Origin of the sequence: Kitasatospora sp. NPDC048194, assembly GCF_043202455.1 — a bacterium.
Classification (GTDB): domain Bacteria; phylum Actinomycetota; class Actinomycetes; order Streptomycetales; family Streptomycetaceae; genus Kitasatospora.
In genome coordinates this window covers 37660-56173 of sequence record NZ_JBIDAK010000038.1, presented here as the reverse complement: position 1 = coordinate 56173, position 18514 = coordinate 37660, and the positions used below count along the sequence as shown (strand labels likewise).

Sequence of the window (18514 nt, the reverse complement as noted above, 5' to 3'; positions counted from 1 at the left end):
GCGGGGGGGGGGGGGGGGGGGGGGGGGGGGGGGGGGGGGGGGGGGGGGGCGGGGGGGCGCGGGGGGGGGGGGGGGGGGGGGCCCCCCCCCCCCCGGGGGGGCCCCCCCCCCCCCGCCGCTCACCACCAACCGTGCCCGGGCCGTGCCCCCGGCGCCTATCCACATCGCGGCGGTGCCGGAGCAGCTTTCCGGATAGCCCCGCCGGCCCGTCAGGCTCCGCGGCCCACCGTCCGCGAGGGCGGGTGCCCGAAGGTGCGGCGGTAGGCCGCGCTGAACCGGCCGAGGTGGGTGAAGCCCCAGCGGCAGGCGACCTCCGTGACGGTGCCGCTCGCCCGGCCGCCGGCGATGGCGAGCAGCTCGCGGTGCACCCGTTCGAGCCGGACCTCCCGCAGGTAGGCGAGCGGGGTGGTGCCCAGGTGGGTCCGGAATCCCTCCCGCAGTGCGCGGGTCCCGACCCGGGCGGCCTGGGCGATGTCGCCGACGGAGATCGGCTCGTGCGCGTGCTCGTCGCAGTACGCGGTGGCCCGCCGCAGGGCGCTCGGCAGCACCGCGCGGGCGCCGTCCGCCGACGGCCCGCTGAAGGAGTGCGGCTGGGCGTCCAGCAGGCCGTCGACGAGCAGCTTCTCGAAGTGCTGCAGACCCAGGGGAGACCGCTGGGCGAGTGGCGAGACGGCGAACTCCGCGAACTGCCGGGCCAGTCGGACCCAGGCGAGGACGGCCGGGTCGGCCGGGTCGAGGTGGTGGCGGAACCGCGGCAGCTGCCGGGGGAGGTCGCCGAGACGGACCGCGAGCGCCTGCTCGACCGTCTCGCGCCGCACCGCGAGCGCGCCGTTGCGGGCCCGGCTGTCCCACTCCATCGCGACCTGGTCCCCGGGCCCGGCGACGAACGGCGCGCCGGGCAGTTCGACGCCGTTCGCCCGGACCCGCAGACCCCCGGTGAAGGGCAGGACGACGCTGTAGAAGTCGGGCAGCTCCTCGATGCGCAGTCGGACCTCCGCGCCGTAGGAGAGGTCGTAGAACCCGATCCCGCCCTCGTGGTAGACCCGGAAGCAGCCGGCCGGCTGCTGCCTCCCCGGCACGGTCAGGTGGTGCGAGGAGAGCCGTCCGCTCACGATCCGGCGCAGTTCGTCGAGGCAGCTGCCGCGGTACAGCGCAACGGGGCCGGGCGTGCCGTCGTCCGGCTCGGCCGGGTCCGCTGCGTGCGCTTGGTGCGTTTGGTGCGCCGGGTGGGTCACGCCGCCGTCCGGCGCCGGACGATCGCGAAGGAGGCGAGGACCACCGAGGCGACCAGCCCCGCCAGGGCGAGCAGGGCCCCGAGCACCAGCAGCGCCGCCGCCCCGATCAGCTTGCCGGGGAGGGCGGGGGAGTCGGGGCCGGAGTGCCAGACCACCCGGCCCGCGGTGAGCTCGGCGAGGTCGACGGTGCCCTGCTGGCCGTCGTCGGTCCGCTGCCGGGAGTCGACCGCCTGGTCGCGCCGGTCGCCCATCAGGAAGGCCCGGCCGGGCGGAACGGTGACGTCGAAGTCGTGGGAGCAGGTGCCGGTCCGCCGGACGTCCGGCTCGGCGACCGGCTTGCCGTCGAGGGTGAACTGGCCGCCGGCGCAGGTGATCCGGTTCCCGCCGAGGGCCATCACACGGGAGACGACGGCGGAGGAGGAGCCCCACGGGGAGTCGACGACGTAGACCTCGCCGCGCCGGACGTCGGCGGCCGCGACCCGGTCCGTCAGGATCCGGTCGCCCTGCCGGAGCCCCGGTGCCATCGCGGTGCCGTCCATCCGGTGGAGCGCGTAGCCGCCGGTGAGGACCACCGCGAGACCGAGCGCCCCGCAGAGGATCCCGAGCGCTCCCACGGCCACCGCGAACCACAGGCCCCCGGCCCTCCGCTTCGGCATCCGTCCGTCCGTCCCTTCCTCGTGAGCCGCCCCGAGCGGTCAGCCGCCCCGAAAGTGGTCGACCGCCCCGAGTGGTGGACCGCCCGAGTCGGCTCGGGGCCCTGGGCATCCTAATGAGGGGCGCCGGGGCCCGGCGGGGGCGCCCCGGGCGGCGGGTACAGTTCCGGTGCAGAGCGTGCCGTCGACGGGGCTCGCCGACCAGGAGGGGGAGCAGGGCCGATGAGCCGCCGAGAGCGCGACCGCGACCGTGACCGCCGGTCCGGGGGCGGTTCCCCGGTCACCGTGACCGTCTGCCGCGGCTGCTGCTGCGGCACCGAGGCGAAGCACCCGGGGGTGGACCACGCCGGGCAGTACGAGCGGCTGCGGGCGGCGGTGGGCCCGGCGGGCCGGGTCCGGGCGGTGAAGTGCCTCGACGTGTGCTCCCAGTCCAACGTGGTGGTGGTCGGCCCCTCCAGCGAGGGCCGGGCGGCGGGCGGCCGCCCGGTCTGGCTCGGCTTCGTCCTGATGGACGAGATGATCGACGACATCGCCGCCTGGGTGCGGGCCGGCGGCCCGGGTCTGGCCGATCCGCCCGGGCTGCTCGACCTCCAGCTGATCTCGGTCTCCCGGCGGGTGCGCGAGGCGCTGCCGGACTAGGGTCCGTCGTCACGCCCCCGCCGTCCGCCCGCAGCCGGGGTTCGAGGACGGCCCCCGGCCCTCCGGTCGTGGCGATCCGTCAGGTCGTCCGGCCCAGGGCGCCGGTGGGGCCGGACCACTACCATGACCGGTGCATCGAGCGGTTCCGCGCAAAGGGAGGAAGACGATGACGACGGTCTGCCGCATCTGCGCGGGCACCGGCCGCACCGCCGGCCTCAACTGCCGCACCTGCCAGGGCACCGGTACCACCGAGGTGGGCGGCGGGGGCGGCAACTGCTTCCTCTGCAACGGCACCGGCGTGTACGTCCGCTACCGGGTGGACGCGACCGGCGCCAAGCAGGCCTACCGGGACGAGATCTGCCGCACCTGCGACGGCACCGGGGACCGGGCCGCGACCCACTGGGACGAGCCGTCGGCCTGAACGGCACGGCGCTGCACGACGCAGACGGCACGGCACGACGCCACGCCGGGTCCTGGCGCCGGCACGCCGCCCGCACGCCACCGGCACGCCGCTCGCACGCCGCCGGCACACCGTCGGTACGGCGCCCGCGCCCGCCGCTCCCGCCGCCGGCCGCGCGACGCGACGCGCGGTCAGGCCGTCGCTGAGCGGCGCCCATGATCCGGCGTCGACCCGGCGCAGACGCGTTCTTTACCGAACCATGGTCGAACGTTGGTGTTCGAATGGGCGACGCGCTGACGCCCGTTCACCGAACGTCCGTGTGGGGTCAACGAGCCGCTGACAGAGTCCCGCGCATGGATATCCCCAACATGGGCGTGCCGGCCAAGCTTGCCGACCGCATGAGCATGGCCGAGCAGCACGAGTACCTGCGGGCCCGCTTCTCCCGCCGTCGGATGCTGCGCGCCGGCGCCGTGACCGTGGGCGCCATCGCCGTCGGCGGCGCGCTGGGCAGCGGCACGGCCGTCGCGGCCCCGGCCGGGCCGCAGCTGCTGACGGGCGGCACGACGGACGGCATCGACGGCTCGCTGGTCGCGCCGATCGGACGCCACCTCCAGTTCGGCCCCGAGCCGGACACCCAGTTCCGCATCTCCTGGCAGGTCCCGGCGCCGGTCAAGAAGCCGTTCCTGCGCTTCGGCAAGCACCCGTGGGAGCTCAGCCACAAGATCCAGGCCGAGGTCCGCGCCCTGCACACCCCGGCGCTGACCCCGAACAGCCAGCCGGTGGACCAGTACTACCTGCACGTGGCGCTGGAGGACCTGCAGCCCGACACCACCTACTACTACGGTGTCGGCCACGAGGGCTTCGACCCGGCCTCCCAGCAGCAGATCTCCACGCTGCACACCTTCCGCACCGCGCCCTCGCGCGACCACCGCTGGGGCAAGGTGTACGAGCCGTTCACCTTCACCGCCTTCGGCGACCAGGGCGTCAGCTCGCACGCGGCGGGCAATGACCACATCATCAAGGCGCAGAAGCCGGCCTTCCACCTGCACGCCGGCGACATCTGCTACGCCGACCCGGCCGGCTCCGGCACCGACCCGGACAAGTCCGTCTACAACGCCAGGACCTGGGACGACTTCCTGGTCCAGACCGAGACGGTCGCCGCCGAGATCCCGTGGATGGTCGCCTACGGCAACCACGACATCGAGGCCTGGTACTCGCCCAACGGCTACGGCGGCGAGAACACCCGCTTCTACCTGCCGGACAACGGCCCGGACCCGCGCAAGGTCCCCGGCGTCTACACCTTCCGCTACAAGAACGTCGGCGTCATCTCCCTCGACGCCAACGACGTCTCCTACGAGATCCCGGCCAACCTGGGCGTCTCGGCGGGCAAGCAGACCAAGTGGCTGGAGCGCACCCTCAAGGACCTGCGCGGCGACGAGACCGTCGACTTCATCGTGGTCTTCTTTCACCACTGCGCCTTCTCCACGACCGTCGCCCACGCCTCCGAGGGCGGTGTCCGCGAGGCCTGGGTGCCGCTGTTCGAGAAGTACCGGGTGGACCTGGTCATCAACGGCCACAACCACATCTACGAGCGCACCGACGCCATCCTCGGCAACAAGGTCTCGAAGCAGGTGCCGAGCGGCGCCACCATCGAGCCCGAGAAGGACGGCGTGGTGTACGTGACCGCGGGCGCGGCCGGCCGCAGCCTGTACAAGTTCGACGTGCCGGACACCTACGAGGGCCACGAGAACCACCAGGACGAGGTCACGACCTACTACTGGAGCAAGGGCCGGGTGAAGACCCCCGAGACCATCCAGTGGTCGCGGGTGCGCTACACCGGCTACTCGTTCATCAAGGTCGACGTGACCCCGGCCCAGCTGGGCCGCAAGTCGTCCATGAAGGTCACCGCGCTGACCGAGGACGGCCGGCAGATCGACAACTACACCATCCTGCGCGCGGTCGGCGAGGGCTGGGACTCCGGCCGGGACGACGACGGCGAGGGCGGCGGCTGGGGCTGGTAGTCCCGGGGTCGCGGGGTGCCCGGGGGCGTGACGGTGCCCCGGCGGTCGTGACGGTGCCCCGGTGTCGGGTCCTCCGACGCCGGGGCACGGGTGCGTTCAGCGCCGCGGACCGTACATGATCACCGCGACCCCGGCCAGGCAGATCAACGCGCCCAGCACGTCGTAGCGGGACGGCCGGAAGCCGTCCACCGCCATGCCCCAGAGCAGCGAACCGGCGACGAACACCCCGCCGTACGCGGCCAGCACCCGCCCGAAGTGGCTGTCCGGCTGCAGCGCCGCCACGAAGCCGTACGCGCCGAGCGCCACCACCCCGAACCCGGCCAGCCACCAGGGCCGTTGCTCGCGCACGCTCTGCCAGACCAGCCAGCAGCCGCCGATCTCGGCGACTGCGGCGAGGGCGAACAGGGCGGCGGAACGCAGGACGGTCATGACTGCCCAGCGTACGTGCCCGGCGTGCGTGCCCCGGGTGCGCGCCTCGGATGCGTGGCCCGGCGTGTGCCCGGCGTGCGTGCCCCGGCGTGCGTGCCCCGGGGTGCGTGCTCAGGTCTGCCGGTACGTCGCCAGGAAGCGCCCGATCCGGTTGATCGCCGTCTCCAGGTCGTCGGCGCGCGGCAGGGTGACGAAGCGGAAGTGGTCCGGGCGGGGCCAGTTGAAGCCGGTGCCCTGGACGACGTGGATCTTCTCGCGCAGCAGCAGGTCCAGCACGAACCGCTCGTCGTCGACGATCCGGTGCACCGCCGGGTCGAGCTTCGCGAAGGCGTACAGGGCGCCCTTGGGCTTGACGCAGCTGACGCCGGGGATCTCGTTGAGCGCCTTGACCGCGATGTCGCGCTGCTCGGTGAGCCGGCCGCCGGGCAGCACCAGGTCGTTGATGGACTGGTGGCCGCCGAGCGCCGCCTGGACGGCGTACTGGGCGGGCACGTTGGGGCACAGCCGCATGCCGGAGAGCATGGTCAGGCCCTCCAGGTAGTCGGTGGCGTGCTGCTTGGGACCGGAGACGACCAGCCAGCCGCTGCGGAAGCCGGCCACCCGGTAGGCCTTGGAGAGGCCGTTGAAGGTGAGGGTGAGCACGTCGTCGGCGAGGGCGGCCAGGCAGTGGTGCTCGGTGCCGTCGTAGAGGATCTTGTCGTAGATCTCGTCGGCCAGCACCATCAGCTGGTGGCGGCGGGCGAGGTCGAGGATGCCCTCCAGCAGTTCCCTCGGGTAGACCGCGCCGGTGGGGTTGTTCGGGTTGATGACCACGATCGCCTTGGTGCGGGCGGTGATCCTGGCGGCGATGTCGTCGAGGTCCGGGTACCACTCGGCCTCCTCGTCGCACAGGTAGTGCACGGCCTTGCCGCCGGCCAGCCGGACCGACGCCGTCCACAGCGGGTAGTCGGGCATCGGCACGAGCACCTCGTCGCCGTCGTCCACCAGCGCGGTGACGGCCATCTGGATCAGCTCGGAGACGCCGTTGCCGAGGTAGACGTCGTTCACGGTGACGCCCTGGACCCCGCGCTGCTGGTAGTACTGCACCACCGCGCGCCGGGCCGGCAGGATGCCGCGCGAGTCGCTGTAGCCGTGCGCGGCGGGGAGGTTGCGGATGATGTCCTGGATGATCTCCTCGGGCGCCTCGAAGCCGAACGGGGCCGGGTTGCCGGTGTTCAGCCGCAGCACGCTGTGCCCGGCCTCCTCCAGGGCGTTGGCCTGGTCGACCACCGGGCCCCGGATCTCGTAGCACACGTCATTCAGCTTGCTGGACTGCCGAAACTCCATCTGCGGCCTCCCGACCGTCACCACCGCTCCGTCGCTGCTGCTTTGTTCTACCAAGCTGGCACTTGGAAAGTCCAACCTCTTGGCTATGCTGATCCACATGTCACGCCGAAGCTACGACCAGTACTGCGCCGTCGCCCGCGCCCTGGACGCGGTGGGGGAGCGCTGGAGCCTCCTGATCGTCCGTGAACTCCTCGGCGGGCCGCGCCGCTACACCGACCTCCACGCCGACCTGCCCGGCGTCTCCACCGACATCCTCGCCGCCCGGCTCAAGCAGCTGGAGGGCGAGGGGCTCGCCGTCCGCCGCAAGCTGGAGCGGCCGGCCAGCGCGACGGTCTACGAGCTGACCGAACGCGGACGCGGACTGCGGCCGGTGATCGAGGCCCTGGGGGAGTGGGGGCTGGGCGCCCTCGGCGAACAGCGGCCCACCGACGCGGTCCGCGAGCACTGGTACACGACCGCCGGCGCCGCGCGGGAGGCGGCCGTTACGGGGTGACGGCTCCGGAGAGGGAGGGCGGCGGCAAGGCCCCCGTCGCCGACCGCCGCCCCGGACCCAAGGATGGCGCGGACCGGTAAACGGGCACTGTACGCGCGATGAGCGCCGGGCCGCTGCCCGACCCGGCCCTGGGTACCCGCCCCCTGGGTACCCGTCTCCTGCGTACCCGTCTCCTGCGTGCGCGGCCCCTGCGAGCCGGGCCCCGGCGCACTGGCCCGCCGGGCGCACACGTACGATCGTCGGACCGCGGAGCCACCTCGGGGCCGAACTCAGGAGAGCGGAGGCAGCCGTGCCCACCACCCACCGCAGCTACGCCAGTTACGTCGCCGTCGGGGACTCCTTCACCGAGGGCATGTGCGACGAGCTGCTGCACGACGGCCACTACCGGGGCTGGGCCGACCGGGTCGCCTCGGCGCTCGCCGCCGAGCACGCGCAGCGGGTGGGCCGCGAAGAGCGGGTGGGGCCGGCGGACGGGGACTTCCGGTACGCCAACCTCGCCGTCCGCGGCAAACTCATCGGCCAGATCCACGACGAGCAGCTCGCCCCCGCCGCCGCCATGGGCGCCGACCTGGTCACCCTGGCCGGCGGCTTCAACGACGTGCTGCGTCCGGGCTGCGACATCGCCCGGGTCGAGCGGCTGCTCGGCCGCTGCGCCACCGGCCTGCGCGCCACCGGCGCCACCGTCGTCCTGTTCACCAGCACCGACCCCACCCGCCGACTGGCGGGCAGCGCCCGGCTGCTCCCCGCCATCCTGCGGATGAAGGCCTTCGTCCAGGAACTCGGGCAGCAGGACGGCATCGCCGTGGTCGACCTCTTCTCGGCGCCCTGCTTCGACGACCGCCGGCTCTGGGCCGAGGACCGCCTGCACCTGTCCCCGGAGGGCCACCGCCGGGTCGCCGAGGGCGTGCTCGAAGCCCTCGGCCGCCCCGCCGCCTTCGACTGGCGCGCCCCGATGCCCGCCGCCACCCCGCCCGGCCGCGCCGAGAAGCTGCGCTCCGACGCCCGCTGGCTGCGCACCCACCTCGGCCCGTGGATCGGCCGCCGCCTCACCGGCCGCTCCTCCGGCGACGGCCGCCCGCCGAAGCGGCCCGAGCTGCTGCCGTACCGCTAGTCCGCTAGTCCGCCGGTCCGCCGGTCTCCTGGATCCGCCGGCCCCCTCGGCCCGCCGACGCGCTACTGGTCCTCGGCCGGGCTGTCCCCGTCCAGCACCAGGCTCGCCATCGGGGAATGGGTGGTCCAGCCCAGCGCGGTGTAGAGCGCCTGCCCGTCCGCTGTGCCGACCAGCACGCCGGTGCGGGCGCCGGCCCCGTACGCGGTGGCCTGGAGGGACCGCATCACCACCGAGCCCAGGCCCCGGCGGCGGTGGTCGGGGTCCGTCACGATCTGGTCCGGTACGGCCACCGGGCCGGCCAGTCCTGCCTGGCCCCGGGCGGCCGGCCGGCCGTCCTCGGTGCGCACCAGTGCGCGCACGACCCCGCCCCTGGTCCAGGTGGTCAGGGTGTAGCCGGGCGGGAGCCCGGGCTGCTCCGGAGCGAGCGGGACGGTCATCAGGAAGCCCGTCACGTCCAGCCGCCAGCGCGGGCCCAGCCAGGGGCGCACGGTGGCGTCCTCGGCGAACAGCTTCAGCCAGGTGGTGGGCGCGGTGATGCCCTCGGCGAGCTTGCGGACCTCGGCCTCGGTCGGCTCGGGCACCACGTGCCGGGCCACCTCCCCGGTCGGCGCGCCCACGTCGATGCTCCAGCCCCAGGGCTGCTCCACGGGATCGGCGGCGCCCCGGGAGACGATCCAGCCGCTGATCCACATCCGGACCAGCTCGGTGATGCTCGGCTGCGACATCGCCCCTCCTCCGTTACGTAATGGTCACACTGCCTCTGTGTACCTTACCGGGGTGAGGGCGCTCCTGCCCAGTAGGATTTCTGGTCCACGGCGCCGGAGCGGCGCCCGGCAGGTGGAAGGAACCCGGAACGTGCGCGAGACCGAGTCGCCGCAGGACCCGACGGCGGCCGCGCCGACCCCGCTGAACTCCGACTGCCGAAGCTGCTTCGGGCTCTGCTGCGTCGCCCTGCCCTTCGCCGCCACCGCCGACTTCGCCGTCGACAAGGCCGCCGGCACCCCCTGCCGCAACCTGCGGACCGACTTCAGCTGCGGCATCCACGCCCGGCTGCGCGACAGCGGCTTCCAGGGCTGCACCGTCTACGACTGCTTCGGCGCCGGGCAGCGGGTCTCCCAGGTCACCTTCGGCGGGGTCAGCTGGCGCGAGGAGCCGGCCGCCGCCCGGTCGATGTTCGACGTGTTCCCGATCGTGCGGCAGCTCCACGAACTGCTCTGGTACCTCACCGAGGCACTCACCTTCGAGCCCGCCCGCTCCGTCCACGCCGAACTGCGGCAGGCCCTGGAGGAGACCGACCGGCTGGCCGGCGGCACCCCCGAGGAGATCCTCGCCGTCGACGTGCCCGCCCACCGCCGGCGGGTCAGCGAGCTGCTGCTGCGCGCCGGCGAACTCGTCCGCGAAGCCGTCCCCCGCCGTCGCGAGCACCGCGGCGCCGACCTCTTCGGGGCCCGCCTGCGCGGCGCCGACCTGCGCGGCGCCAACCTGCGCGGCGCCCTGCTGGTCGCCGCCGACCTCTCCGGCGCCGACCTGCGCCTCGCCGACCTGATCGGTGCCGACCTGCGGGACGCCGACCTCACCGGCGCCGACCTCACCTCGGCACTCTTCCTCACCCAGGCCCAGCTCAACGCCGCCCGCGGCGACGCCTCCACCCTCCTGCCGCCCACCCTCACCCGCCCCGCCCACTGGCCGGAGACCGCCGCCCCGGCGGCGCCCGCCGCCCCGCGCAAGCCGCGCGGTCCGGGCCGGCCCCACGGCCCCCGACCGGCCCGGGGGCGCCGTCGCTAGCCGTGTCGATCCGCAGGGGTTCGCGCGGGTGATCGGAGCGGGGGATCGGGGCCGGCCTCCGGAGCCCGCCGTGTGCGGCTCTCCCCGGCCTGAGTGCCGAATGCCTCGGCCGTTCTGGAACGCCTGCTCGGCAGCAGCTCGTGCGCGTCGAGGGCCGGGCCGCAGGCGCCGGGGGGCCCGCGAGGCCGCGGAGCCGGCCCGGCGCTCCTGACCTGCGTCGTCGCTCGATCCGCGTCAGGCGTCGATACGAACCCAGGTGTCGCCGGCACGAAGCCGCAGAGAGCCGTCACGCCCCTGCCCGCAGCGCATGACCACGCGGCCGGGAACTCGGATCCTTCGCCGGTCGGTCACGCTCCAGCCAGTGCCGACCAGCTCGGCCCGGACCACCTCGATCGACCGACGGTTGTGATCGCGCTTGGTCAGGACCGCACGACTGCCGCGCACGGCGAACCCGTCCGGGGCGGCCACGGGGCTGCGCCAGCTGGTCACCTCATCCGTGGAGGGCGTGATCCGTGTCAGGAACGTGCCCCCACGGCTTGTGCCGGAGTACCAGACCAGCCACACGCGGTCTCCTTCGGTGGCGGAGGTGCAGCCTTCCAAGGGCGCATCAGGAAGTCGGCCTCGCGGCACCCACGTCGCCTGGCCGTCGGCACTCCAGCCGGCAAGGCCCGCTGCCGACTCCGGGTGGCCACCGTAGATCCCTTCGTCACCGTAGGCCGTCCAGATCGACCCACCACGATCGGTCGTCAGAACGGGTATGTCGTCACCGATGCAGAAGCTGCTCTCCTGGTGGTCCTCTGGAGATCGCACGACGGCGTTCGGCGGCCAAAGCCCCGCGTCATCCCTGAACGTGCGACCGCTCGCCATGAGAAGGCGCGAACCAGGGAGGAGCGCGATGTGACTGGGGTGTTCCGGTATGTCCGTCACCAGCCGGCGCTCCACCGATCCGTCCGTCCGGCGGGTCACCAGCACCCCGTCGAACGGGAGGTCGGGCCTCCATCCGACCCAGCCCTTGACGTGGCGGCTTCGGCGGAGGTGTCGTCGATGCACCAGCAGAACAGCGAGCTCTCCTGTGGGCCCGGCCGTCCACCACAGCGGGCGCCACCCTGCCCAACGATCGGCAGCGGGCAGCCTCCAGGCCTTCTGCAGTTCACTGACCGTCGGCACCGCAGCCCCCTCGCGATCGCAGCACCCGGATGCCGGTGCTGTCGAGGGGAGTGTAGGGGCGCCGCCACCGGCCCCCGGTCGGCGACCGGCCCGGGGGCTCAGGCGCCGGCGTAGCCCCGGGTCAGCAGGTCGAAGGCGCGGTCGGCGGCGGCGACCGCCTCGGGGTGGAGTTCGTCGGCGGTGCGGCCGTCGTGGTGGATGCGGTGCCAGGTGCGCAGGGCGAGGACGCGCTGGGTGGCGGTGACCTGGGCGGCGAGCAGGGGAGCGGTGAGCTCGTGGGGCGGGGCGAGGTCGGGGTCCTCGCGCAGGGCGTCGGCGAGGGACTGTTCGGCGCGGGCGGTGTAGGCGCCGACCCGGGCGGCCAGGCTCGGGGTGCCGTACACCAGGCCGGTGAAGGCCAGGACCTGGGGGTGGTCGTTGAGGCCGGTGACCGGGTCGCGCCGGGCCAGGCCGTCCAGGAAGTCCCGGCGCAGGGCGTCGAGCGCCAACTCGTCGGCGCCACGGCCCCGGACCACGTCGGCGGCCTGGTCCTGGTGGTCGGCGAAGCGGTGGACGACCAGGTCCTCCTTGCTGGGGAAGTAGCTGAACAGGGTCGGCTTGGAGACCTCGGCGGCGGCCGCGACGTCCGCCACCGACACCTGGTCGAAGCCGTGCTCCAGGAACAGCGCGATGGCCGCCTCGGAGATCGCCCGCCGCGTCCGCTCCTTCTTGCGCTCCCGCAGTCCACTCATGCGGACTAGGCTAGCAGCCGGAGTTGACCGGGGCAGGTTTCTGACCTGGTTCGGCGTCGTCGGCAGTGCGAAGAGGTGGGCGCCCAAGCGCGAGGACGGTCAAGCATTCCAACGGCCTGGCCGACCCGTGCCGTTGGCGGCGCGAGCGGGACCGGGGGCGACCCGGTGCGGGACGGCCCGCGGAGCCGGCGTCCGGGCAGCCGCCGGTCACCTGCCGCGATCGGCGAGGACCTCGCGGACGACGTACCGGGCGTTGGCCGTGCGGGCCTGGTCGGTGTGCCGGTAGTAGGGGATCGTCACCAGGGCGATGGAGAAGGCCCAGGCGCGGGCGCGGGCCCACATCGCGTCGTCCACGTGCAGGGCGGACCGGAAGGCGGGGCGGGCGGAGGCCGGGAGCAGGTACCAGGCGGCGATCAGGTCGGCGGTGGGGTCGCCGACGCCCATCAGGGCGAAGTCGAGGACGGCGGCGAGCCGGCCGGTTCTGGAGAGCAGCAGGTTGCCCGGGGTGAGGTCGCCGTGCATCCAGACCGGCGGGCCGTCGTACTCGGGGAGCCCGAGGGCCTTGTCCCACAGGGCGGTTGCGGCCGCGGTGTCGATGGCTCCGGCGAGCTGGGCGATCGCGGCGCGGGTGGCGCCGTCCCGGGAGGCGAGCGGGACGCTGCGGGGCCCGACCGGGGCGCCCGACGGGTCGACCGCGCGCAGGGCGTTGACGAAGCCGGCCAGGTCGCGGGCCAGCGCTCCGGGGGCGGCGAGGGCGCCGACCGCCGGGTTCACGCCGTCGAGCCAACGCAGCACCGACCACTCCCACGGGTAGCCCGCGGCAGGGCGGCCGACGGCGACCGGTACGGGCACGGGCAGCGGAAGCCGTGGTGCCAGCCCGGGCAGCCACCGGTGCTCCCGGCGGACGTCCCCGGCCGCCCACTCCACCCGGGGCAGCCGGACGGCGAGTTCGGGCCCGAGCCGGAACATCGCGTTGTCCGCCCCGGCGGACCCGACCGGGGTGACGGGAAGGCCCACCCACTCGGGGAACTGGGCGGAGACCAACCGCCGTACCAGGGCCGCGTCGACGACCGGTTCCTCGGGGTGCATCCGGGCGGCAGCGCACATGCCCGGCAGCGTACAGCGCGGGCCTCCGGCCTTCAGCCGGAATCCCGGAACTACCGGGCCCGATGACGTGAGGAAATGGTGTCCGGGCGGCAGACGCGCGGCGGACGGGCGGCAGACGCACGGCGGACACGCGGCAGACACGCGGCGAGTGCGCCCCGCGGTGGCCAGGGCGGCGGAGCGGCCCGCTCCCGCCGGCGTGACCCGAACCCCCCCAACTGGACCCCGCTCGCGCCGGATTAGGAGCGCCGCCGGGCCGCGCCACGCCCGCTGCCCCGGGTGCGGCCGGGTGCCGTCACCGGTACCTGCCAGAATGCAGGGCGTACGGCGAAAGCACTGAAGGAGAAGGTGACCGGCTTCGTGACCACCTCAGTCGAACAGGGGACCCACCGGGCCCAGCAGGCGATCGAGCGGAAGATCGCCGAGGAACTGGGGGTCCGCGAGGGGCAGGTGAAGGCGGCCGTCGACCTGCTCGACGGCGGCGCGACCGTCCCCTTCGTGGCCCGCTACCGCAAGGAGGTCACCGGCTCGCTGGACGACTCCCAGCTGCGGTCCCTGGAGGAGCGGCTGCGCTACCTGCGCGAGCTGGAGGAGCGCCGGGCGGCCGTCCTGGAGTCGATCGAGGCCCAGGGCAAGCTGGACGACGCGCTGCGCGCCCAGGTGCTCGCCGCCGACTCCAAGGCCCGGCTGGAGGACATCTACCTGCCGTTCAAGCCCAAGCGGCGCACCAAGGCGCAGATCGCCCGCGAGGCCGGTCTGGAGCCGCTGGCCGACACCCTGCTCGCCGACCCGACGCAGGACCCGGCGACGCTGGCCGCCGGGTACCTCAACGAGTCGGTGGCGGACGCCCCGGCGGCACTTGAGGGCGCCCGCGCGATCCTGGTCGAGCGTTTCGGCGAGGACGCCGACCTGGTCGGTTCGCTGCGCGAGCGGATGTGGACCCGGGGCCGGTTGGTCGCCAGGGTCCGCGACGGCAAGGAGGCCGACGGCGCCAAGTTCGCCGACTACTTCGACTTCGCCGAGCCCTACACCAAGCTCCCCTCGCACCGCATCCTGGCGATGCTTCGCGGCGAGAAGGAGGAGGTGCTCGACCTCGAACTCTCTCCGTACGACGGCGAGTCCGAGGGCGACCTGCCCGGCGCCAACGACTACGAGCAGCGCATCGCGGCCCGCTTCGGGATCGCCGACCGCGGCCGCCCGGCCGACAAGTGGCTGGTCGACACCGTCCGTTGGGCGTGGCGCACCCGCATCCTGGTCCGGCTCGGCATCGACCTGCGCGCCCGGCTGCGCGCCGAGGCCGAGGACGAGGCGGTGCGCGTGTTCGCCGCCAACCTGCGCGACCTGCTGCTGGCCGCCCCGGCCGGCACCCGCGCCACCATGGGCCTGGACCCGGGCTTCCGCACCGGCGTGAAGGTCGCCGTGGTGGACGCCACCGGCAAGGTCGTCGCCCACGACACGATCTACCCGCACCAGCCCGCCAACAAGTGGGACGCGGCCCTCGGCACCCTGGCCGCGCTGGCGCGCAGGCACGACGTCGACCTGATCGCGATCGGCAACGGCACCGCCTCCCGGGAGACCGACAAGCTCGCCGAGGACCTGATCAAGCGCCACCCCGAGCTGAAGCTCACCAAGGCGATGGTCAGCGAGGCCGGCGCCTCGGTCTACTCGGCCTCCGCGTTCGCCTCCCAGGAGCTGCCGGACCTGGACGTGTCGATCCGCGGCGCGGTCTCCATCGCCCGCCGCCTCCAGGACCCGCTGGCCGAACTGGTCAAGATCGACCCCAAGTCGATCGGCGTCGGCCAGTACCAGCACGACCTGAGCGAGGTGAAGCTCTCCCGCTCGCTGGACGCCGTGGTCGAGGACTGTGTCAACGCCGTCGGAGTGGACGTCAACACCGCCTCGGCGCCGCTGCTCACCCGGGTCTCCGGCATCACCGCCACGCTGGCGGACAACATCGTGGCCCACCGCGACGCCAACGGCCCGTTCCGCACCCGCAGGCAGCTCAAGGACGTCGCCCGGCTCGGCCCCAAGGCCTTCGAGCAGTGCGCGGGCTTCCTGCGCATCCCCGGCGGGGACGACCCGCTGGACGCCTCCAGTGTGCACCCGGAGGCCTATCCGGTGGTGCGCCGCATCCTCGCCGCGACCGGCGGGGAGCTGCGCGAGCTGATCGGCAACGGCGAGCGGCTGCGCGCGCTGCGCCCGGAGGACTTCGCCGACGACACCTTCGGCGTCCCGACCGTCACCGACATCCTCGGCGAGCTGGACAAGCCGGGCCGTGACCCGCGCCCGGCCTTCCGCACCGCCGTCTTCAAGGAGGGCGTCGACAAGATCGGTGACCTCGAGGTCGGCATGGTGCTGGAGGGCGTGGTCACCAACGTCGCCGCTTTCGGTGCCTTCGTCGACGTGGGCGTCCACCAGGACGGCCTGGTGCACGTGTCCGCGCTGTCCAGGAACTTCGTCAAGGACCCGCGCGAGGTCGTCAAGCCCGGGGACATCGTCAAGGTCCGGGTGCTCTCGGTGGACGTGCCGCGCAAGCGGATCGGGCTCACCCTGCGGCTGGACGACGAGGTCGGCCGCGACCGCGGCGACCGCGGCGGCGACCGGGGCGACCGGCAGGCCCGCCCGCCCCGCCAGGAGCGGCGCGGTCCCGGTCAGGGCGGTCAGGGCGGCCGCAGCGGCCAGGACCGGCGGGACCGGGGCGGCCAGGCTGACCGGGGCGGCTTCGGCGGCGGCGCGCCCGCGAACAGCGCCATGGCGGACGCGCTGCGCCGCGCGGGCCTGACCGGCGGTGGCGACGGCGGCTCGGCCGGTCGGCGCTCCGGTCGGCGCTGAGCGGACGGTGTTGAGCAGCCGGGGGTGAGCAGCCGGCGCTGAGCGGACGGCGCTGAGCGGGCGGTAGCGGCGGTGGCCGACACGGCCGGGGCCGGTGGGTGCGGGATGCGCCCACCGGCCCCGGCCGTCGCGTCCGGTCACATCAGGAGCTTGTCCTTGGCCTTCCGGTACTCCTCGTCGGAGATGGCGCCCCGGTCGCGCAGGTCCGCCAGCCTCGCCAGGTCCTCGACGTGGCTTCCACCGCCGCCGCCGCCCTCCGCCGGCGTCCCGGCCGCGTCCCGGATGTACGCCCGGACCGCCGCGTCGGCCTGCTGGGCCTGTTCCAGGTCCCGTTTGCCCATGCTCTGGCCGCGGGCGATGAGGTAGACGAGGACGCCGAGCAGTGGCAGGAGGATCACCAGGATCAGCCAGCCGGCCTTGCCCCAGCCGCTGAGGTCGTGGCTGCGGAAGATGTCCGTAATGATCTTGAACAGCAGGAAGAACCAGAGCACCCAGAGGAAGAGCTCCAGCATCGTCCAGAAGATGTTGAGCAGGGGGTAGTCGGCGGCCAGCGGGACGGCCAACGGGTAGGTGTCCATGGTTGAGTCATATCACCGCAAAACGGACACCGTGGCCCGGTGTTCCACCGTTCCGGTGAGCCCCCGCAGCCCCGGGCCCCCGCGGTCGCCGGAGCCCCCGTGGCCTCAGGCGCAGCCCTCGGAACCCCTCCGCCGACGGCCCGGCGCGGCGCCTCAGCCCCGTCGGGCCCGCTCCCGCAGCTCCACCGCGAGGCCGATCAGCTCGCCCCACCACCCGTCGTGCCCGGTGAGCAGCAGCCGCTGCGCCTCGGCGGCCGGGACGGCCCGGACCTCTACCACCTGCTCGCCGTCCGCCGGGTTGGTCGGCGTGGAGTCCAGGGCGACCTCCGCCCACCCCCACAGCCAGGCCTTCTCCGGGTGCGGCTGCCACGGCCGGTACGGCACCGGGTCGTCGGTGCGGCAGCGGTGCGCGCCCAGCCAGGCCGGCTCGCCGAGCAGGCGGGCGCCGGCCTCCTCGCGCAGCTCGCGGGCCAGACAGGCGGCGACGGACTCGCCCTGCTCCCGGGTGCCGCCGGGCAGGAACCAGTGGTCGCGGTCGTCCCGGCACAGCACCACGCCGCCGTCCGCGAAGCCGACCAGGTGGATGTTGGTGACCAGGTCGTCCGGCGGCAGCACGGTGGAGAACTGCGCGTCGTAGCGGCCCCAGGCCCAGTACTGCGGCGCGTGCAACGCGGGGAAGAGGGCGGCGAGTTCGGCGGCTCCGGCGGTCCCGGTGGTTGCGCCGGTCTCGCCGGTGCCGGTGCGGTCGGTGGTGCCGGTGCTTTCCGTGCTCCCGGTGCTTTCCGTGCTCCCGGTGCTTTCCGTGCTCCCGGTGCGGTCCGTGGTGTCGGTCATTCGGTGATCGTAGTGCCGGCCGGGAAACGGCGGGGAGCGCTCTGGTGGACGAGGGCGATGTCGGAGGTGGCGACGGCGCGCGGTCGGTTGTGCCCCCGGTCGGCCGGGGCGCCCACCCAACTGCCCAGCGACATCTCGGCGGTGATGCCCGGTCCGAATCCGGCGATCAGCCCCGGCGCGCCCTCGGGCGCGCCGCCGTCGGCGAACAGCCGGGCGAGGGCGTCGAAGACGACGGCGCTGGCGATGTTGCCGCGTTCGGTGAGCGTGGCCCGGCTGTAGCGGAACACCGCGGGCTCGACGTCGAGGAAGCGGCAGAGGTCGTCGAGGATCCGCGGGCCGCCCGCGTGCACGATGTAGAAGCCCAGTCCGGAAGCGTCCCAGCCGTGTTGGCCCGCCAGGCCGCGCAGCGCGGGCGCGAGCAGCTCCATCGTGCCGGGCACCCGCTTGTCCAGTTGGAAGTGGAAGCCGGTGTCCTCGACCCCGTAGGAGATCCAGTTCTCGGTGTCCGGCACGAGGTGGGAGCCGTTGCGCTCGACGCGCACCCCGGTGCCGCCGTGGCCGCGCATCACCACGGCGGCGATCGCGTCGCCGAACAGGCCGTTGGAGAGCAGCGAGCCGACGCCGAGGTCGCTCGGCTGGTAGCAGAGCGAGCAGAACTCGCAGGCGACGATCAGCACGTTGGCGCCGGGGTAGGCGCGGCAGAAGTCGTGCGCCCGGTTGACGGCGGCGCCGCCGGCCGCGCAGCCGAGCTGGGCGATCGGCACCTGGCGGGTGTCGGAGCGGAAGCCCATGGTGTTGATCAGCCAGGCGGTCATCGACGGCATCATGAAGCCGGTGCAGGAGACGTAGACGATCAGGTCGATGTCCCGGGCCGGCACCTCGGCGTTGGCCAGGGCCCGTTCGACCACCGCGGGGACGCGGGCCTTGGCCTCCCGCTCGTACACCCGGTTGCGGACGGTGAAACCGGGGTGGGTGAGGGTCTGCTCGATCGGCTGGACCAGGTGCCGGGTGCGCACCCCGGTGTTCTCGATCAGCCGCAGCACCAGGCCGAGTCGGGGGTGGCCGGCGTGCAGGGTGCGGGCCAGGTCGAGGGTCTCGTCGAGGGTGATGACGTGCTCGGGCACGGCGACGGCGGGGCGGCAGAGTGTTGCCATGGTGGGTCTCCCCGTGGGGGCG

17 protein-coding genes and 1 pseudogene are annotated in these 18514 nt (G+C 74.0%); 7 read left to right on the top strand and 11 right to left on the bottom strand.

Annotated elements, in window-relative coordinates; genetic code table 11:
• Positions 1-209: 209 nt before the first annotated feature.
• Positions 210-1235, bottom strand: a complete 1026-nt coding sequence (locus ACGF07_RS31145) for an AraC family transcriptional regulator (RefSeq protein WP_392904175.1) — start codon at positions 1233-1235, stop codon at positions 210-212.
• The gene (gene lepB / locus ACGF07_RS31140; RefSeq protein ID WP_392904172.1) at positions 1232-1891 is read right to left on the bottom strand and encodes a signal peptidase I; all 660 of its coding nucleotides are present in this window, start codon (positions 1889-1891) and stop codon (positions 1232-1234) included. Before lepB ends, ACGF07_RS31145 begins: the two co-directional genes overlap by 4 nt.
• 219 nt (positions 1892-2110) lie before the next feature.
• Between lepB and ACGF07_RS31135 the strand changes: the two genes are divergently transcribed.
• The 3 genes from ACGF07_RS31135 to ACGF07_RS31125 all read left to right on the top strand — a co-directional run bounded on the left by ACGF07_RS31135 (position 2111) and on the right by ACGF07_RS31125 (position 4948).
• Positions 2111-2527, top strand: coding sequence for a (2Fe-2S) ferredoxin domain-containing protein (locus tag ACGF07_RS31135; protein ID WP_350739136.1), 417 nt, complete (start codon positions 2111-2113; stop codon positions 2525-2527).
• A gap of 166 nt (positions 2528-2693) precedes the next feature.
• Entirely contained in the window at positions 2694-2948 is a 255-nt protein-coding gene (locus ACGF07_RS31130) for a hypothetical protein (protein WP_350739139.1), read from the top strand.
• A gap of 332 nt (positions 2949-3280) precedes the next feature.
• A complete protein-coding gene (locus ACGF07_RS31125) occupies positions 3281-4948 on the top strand; it encodes a fibronectin type III domain-containing protein (RefSeq protein WP_392904169.1) in 1668 nt (555 codons plus the stop codon).
• 96 nt (positions 4949-5044) lie between these two features.
• Here the strand turns inward: ACGF07_RS31125 and ACGF07_RS31120 are convergent, their stop codons facing one another.
• Both ACGF07_RS31120 and ACGF07_RS31115 read right to left on the bottom strand, forming a co-directional pair.
• The gene (locus tag ACGF07_RS31120; RefSeq protein WP_350739145.1) at positions 5045-5377 is read right to left on the bottom strand and encodes a YnfA family protein; all 333 of its coding nucleotides are present in this window, start codon (positions 5375-5377) and stop codon (positions 5045-5047) included.
• Positions 5378-5488: 111 nt separating this feature from the next.
• Complete coding sequence (locus ACGF07_RS31115) at positions 5489-6703, bottom strand: pyridoxal phosphate-dependent aminotransferase (protein ID WP_392904167.1); 1215 nt, start codon at positions 6701-6703, stop codon at positions 5489-5491.
• 97 nt (positions 6704-6800) lie between these two features.
• Between ACGF07_RS31115 and ACGF07_RS31110 the strand changes: the two are divergent.
• Together ACGF07_RS31110 and ACGF07_RS31105 are read left to right on the top strand one after the other, a co-directional pair.
• A pseudogene (locus ACGF07_RS31110) lies at positions 6801-7154 on the top strand (winged helix-turn-helix transcriptional regulator); the annotation flags it as partial.
• A gap of 331 nt (positions 7155-7485) precedes the next feature.
• Complete coding sequence (locus ACGF07_RS31105) at positions 7486-8307, top strand: SGNH/GDSL hydrolase family protein (protein WP_392904165.1); 822 nt, start codon at positions 7486-7488, stop codon at positions 8305-8307.
• Positions 8308-8369: 62 nt separating this feature from the next.
• On the opposite strand, the gene ACGF07_RS31100 is transcribed toward ACGF07_RS31105, so the two are convergent.
• Entirely contained in the window at positions 8370-9032 is a 663-nt protein-coding gene (locus ACGF07_RS31100; RefSeq protein WP_392904163.1) for a GNAT family N-acetyltransferase, read from the bottom strand.
• Positions 9033-9162: 130 nt separating this feature from the next.
• On the opposite strand from ACGF07_RS31100, the gene ACGF07_RS31095 reads away from it, so the two are divergent.
• Positions 9163-10092, top strand: a complete 930-nt coding sequence (locus ACGF07_RS31095; RefSeq protein ID WP_392904161.1) for a pentapeptide repeat-containing protein — start codon at positions 9163-9165, stop codon at positions 10090-10092.
• 234 nt (positions 10093-10326) lie between these two features.
• Here the strand turns inward: ACGF07_RS31095 and ACGF07_RS31090 are convergent, their stop codons facing one another.
• From ACGF07_RS31090 to ACGF07_RS31080, 3 genes are all read right to left on the bottom strand, one after another.
• Complete coding sequence (locus ACGF07_RS31090; RefSeq protein WP_392904158.1) at positions 10327-11259, bottom strand: hypothetical protein; 933 nt, start codon at positions 11257-11259, stop codon at positions 10327-10329.
• Positions 11260-11357: 98 nt separating this feature from the next.
• The gene (locus ACGF07_RS31085) at positions 11358-11990 is read right to left on the bottom strand and encodes a TetR family transcriptional regulator (RefSeq protein ID WP_392904156.1); all 633 of its coding nucleotides are present in this window, start codon (positions 11988-11990) and stop codon (positions 11358-11360) included.
• Positions 11991-12197: 207 nt separating this feature from the next.
• A complete protein-coding gene (locus ACGF07_RS31080; protein ID WP_392904154.1) occupies positions 12198-13097 on the bottom strand; it encodes an aminoglycoside phosphotransferase family protein in 900 nt (299 codons plus the stop codon).
• 357 nt (positions 13098-13454) lie between these two features.
• On the opposite strand from ACGF07_RS31080, the gene ACGF07_RS31075 reads away from it, so the two are divergent.
• Entirely contained in the window at positions 13455-15926 is a 2472-nt protein-coding gene (locus ACGF07_RS31075; RefSeq protein ID WP_392904152.1) for a Tex family protein, read from the top strand.
• Positions 15927-16063: 137 nt separating this feature from the next.
• Here the strand turns inward: ACGF07_RS31075 and ACGF07_RS31070 are convergent, their stop codons facing one another.
• From ACGF07_RS31070 to ACGF07_RS31060, 3 genes are all read right to left on the bottom strand, one after another.
• The gene (locus ACGF07_RS31070; RefSeq protein WP_350739171.1) at positions 16064-16504 is read right to left on the bottom strand and encodes an SHOCT domain-containing protein; all 441 of its coding nucleotides are present in this window, start codon (positions 16502-16504) and stop codon (positions 16064-16066) included.
• A gap of 153 nt (positions 16505-16657) precedes the next feature.
• Positions 16658-17338, bottom strand: coding sequence for an NUDIX domain-containing protein (locus tag ACGF07_RS31065; RefSeq protein WP_392904149.1), 681 nt, complete (start codon positions 17336-17338; stop codon positions 16658-16660).
• Complete coding sequence (locus ACGF07_RS31060; RefSeq protein ID WP_392904146.1) at positions 17335-18492, bottom strand: type III polyketide synthase; 1158 nt, start codon at positions 18490-18492, stop codon at positions 17335-17337. The genes ACGF07_RS31065 and ACGF07_RS31060 overlap by 4 nt, the downstream gene beginning before the upstream one ends.
• Between the last annotated feature and the right edge of the window lie 22 nt (positions 18493-18514).

Bases quoted from the DNA above. Each gene is read 5' to 3' on its own strand.
- ACGF07_RS31060 (WP_392904146.1), bottom strand. From the start codon at position 18,492: ATGGCAACACTCTGCCGCCCCGCCGTCGCCGTGCCCGAGCACGTCATC.
- ACGF07_RS31120 (WP_350739145.1), bottom strand. From the start codon at position 5,377: ATGACCGTCCTGCGTTCCGCCGCCCTGTTCGCCCTCGCCGCAGTCGCC.
- ACGF07_RS31070 (WP_350739171.1), bottom strand. From the start codon at position 16,504: ATGGACACCTACCCGTTGGCCGTCCCGCTGGCCGCCGACTACCCCCTG.
- lepB (WP_392904172.1), bottom strand. From the start codon at position 1,891: ATGCCGAAGCGGAGGGCCGGGGGCCTGTGGTTCGCGGTGGCCGTGGGA.
- ACGF07_RS31065 (WP_392904149.1), bottom strand. From the start codon at position 17,338: ATGACCGACACCACGGACCGCACCGGGAGCACGGAAAGCACCGGGAGC.
- ACGF07_RS31125 (WP_392904169.1), top strand. From the start codon at position 3,281: ATGGATATCCCCAACATGGGCGTGCCGGCCAAGCTTGCCGACCGCATG.
- ACGF07_RS31080 (WP_392904154.1), bottom strand. From the start codon at position 13,097: ATGTGCGCTGCCGCCCGGATGCACCCCGAGGAACCGGTCGTCGACGCG.
- ACGF07_RS31130 (WP_350739139.1), top strand. From the start codon at position 2,694: ATGACGACGGTCTGCCGCATCTGCGCGGGCACCGGCCGCACCGCCGGC.
- ACGF07_RS31115 (WP_392904167.1), bottom strand. From the start codon at position 6,703: ATGGAGTTTCGGCAGTCCAGCAAGCTGAATGACGTGTGCTACGAGATC.
- ACGF07_RS31135 (WP_350739136.1), top strand. From the start codon at position 2,111: ATGAGCCGCCGAGAGCGCGACCGCGACCGTGACCGCCGGTCCGGGGGC.
- ACGF07_RS31100 (WP_392904163.1), bottom strand. From the start codon at position 9,032: ATGTCGCAGCCGAGCATCACCGAGCTGGTCCGGATGTGGATCAGCGGC.
- ACGF07_RS31085 (WP_392904156.1), bottom strand. From the start codon at position 11,990: ATGAGTGGACTGCGGGAGCGCAAGAAGGAGCGGACGCGGCGGGCGATC.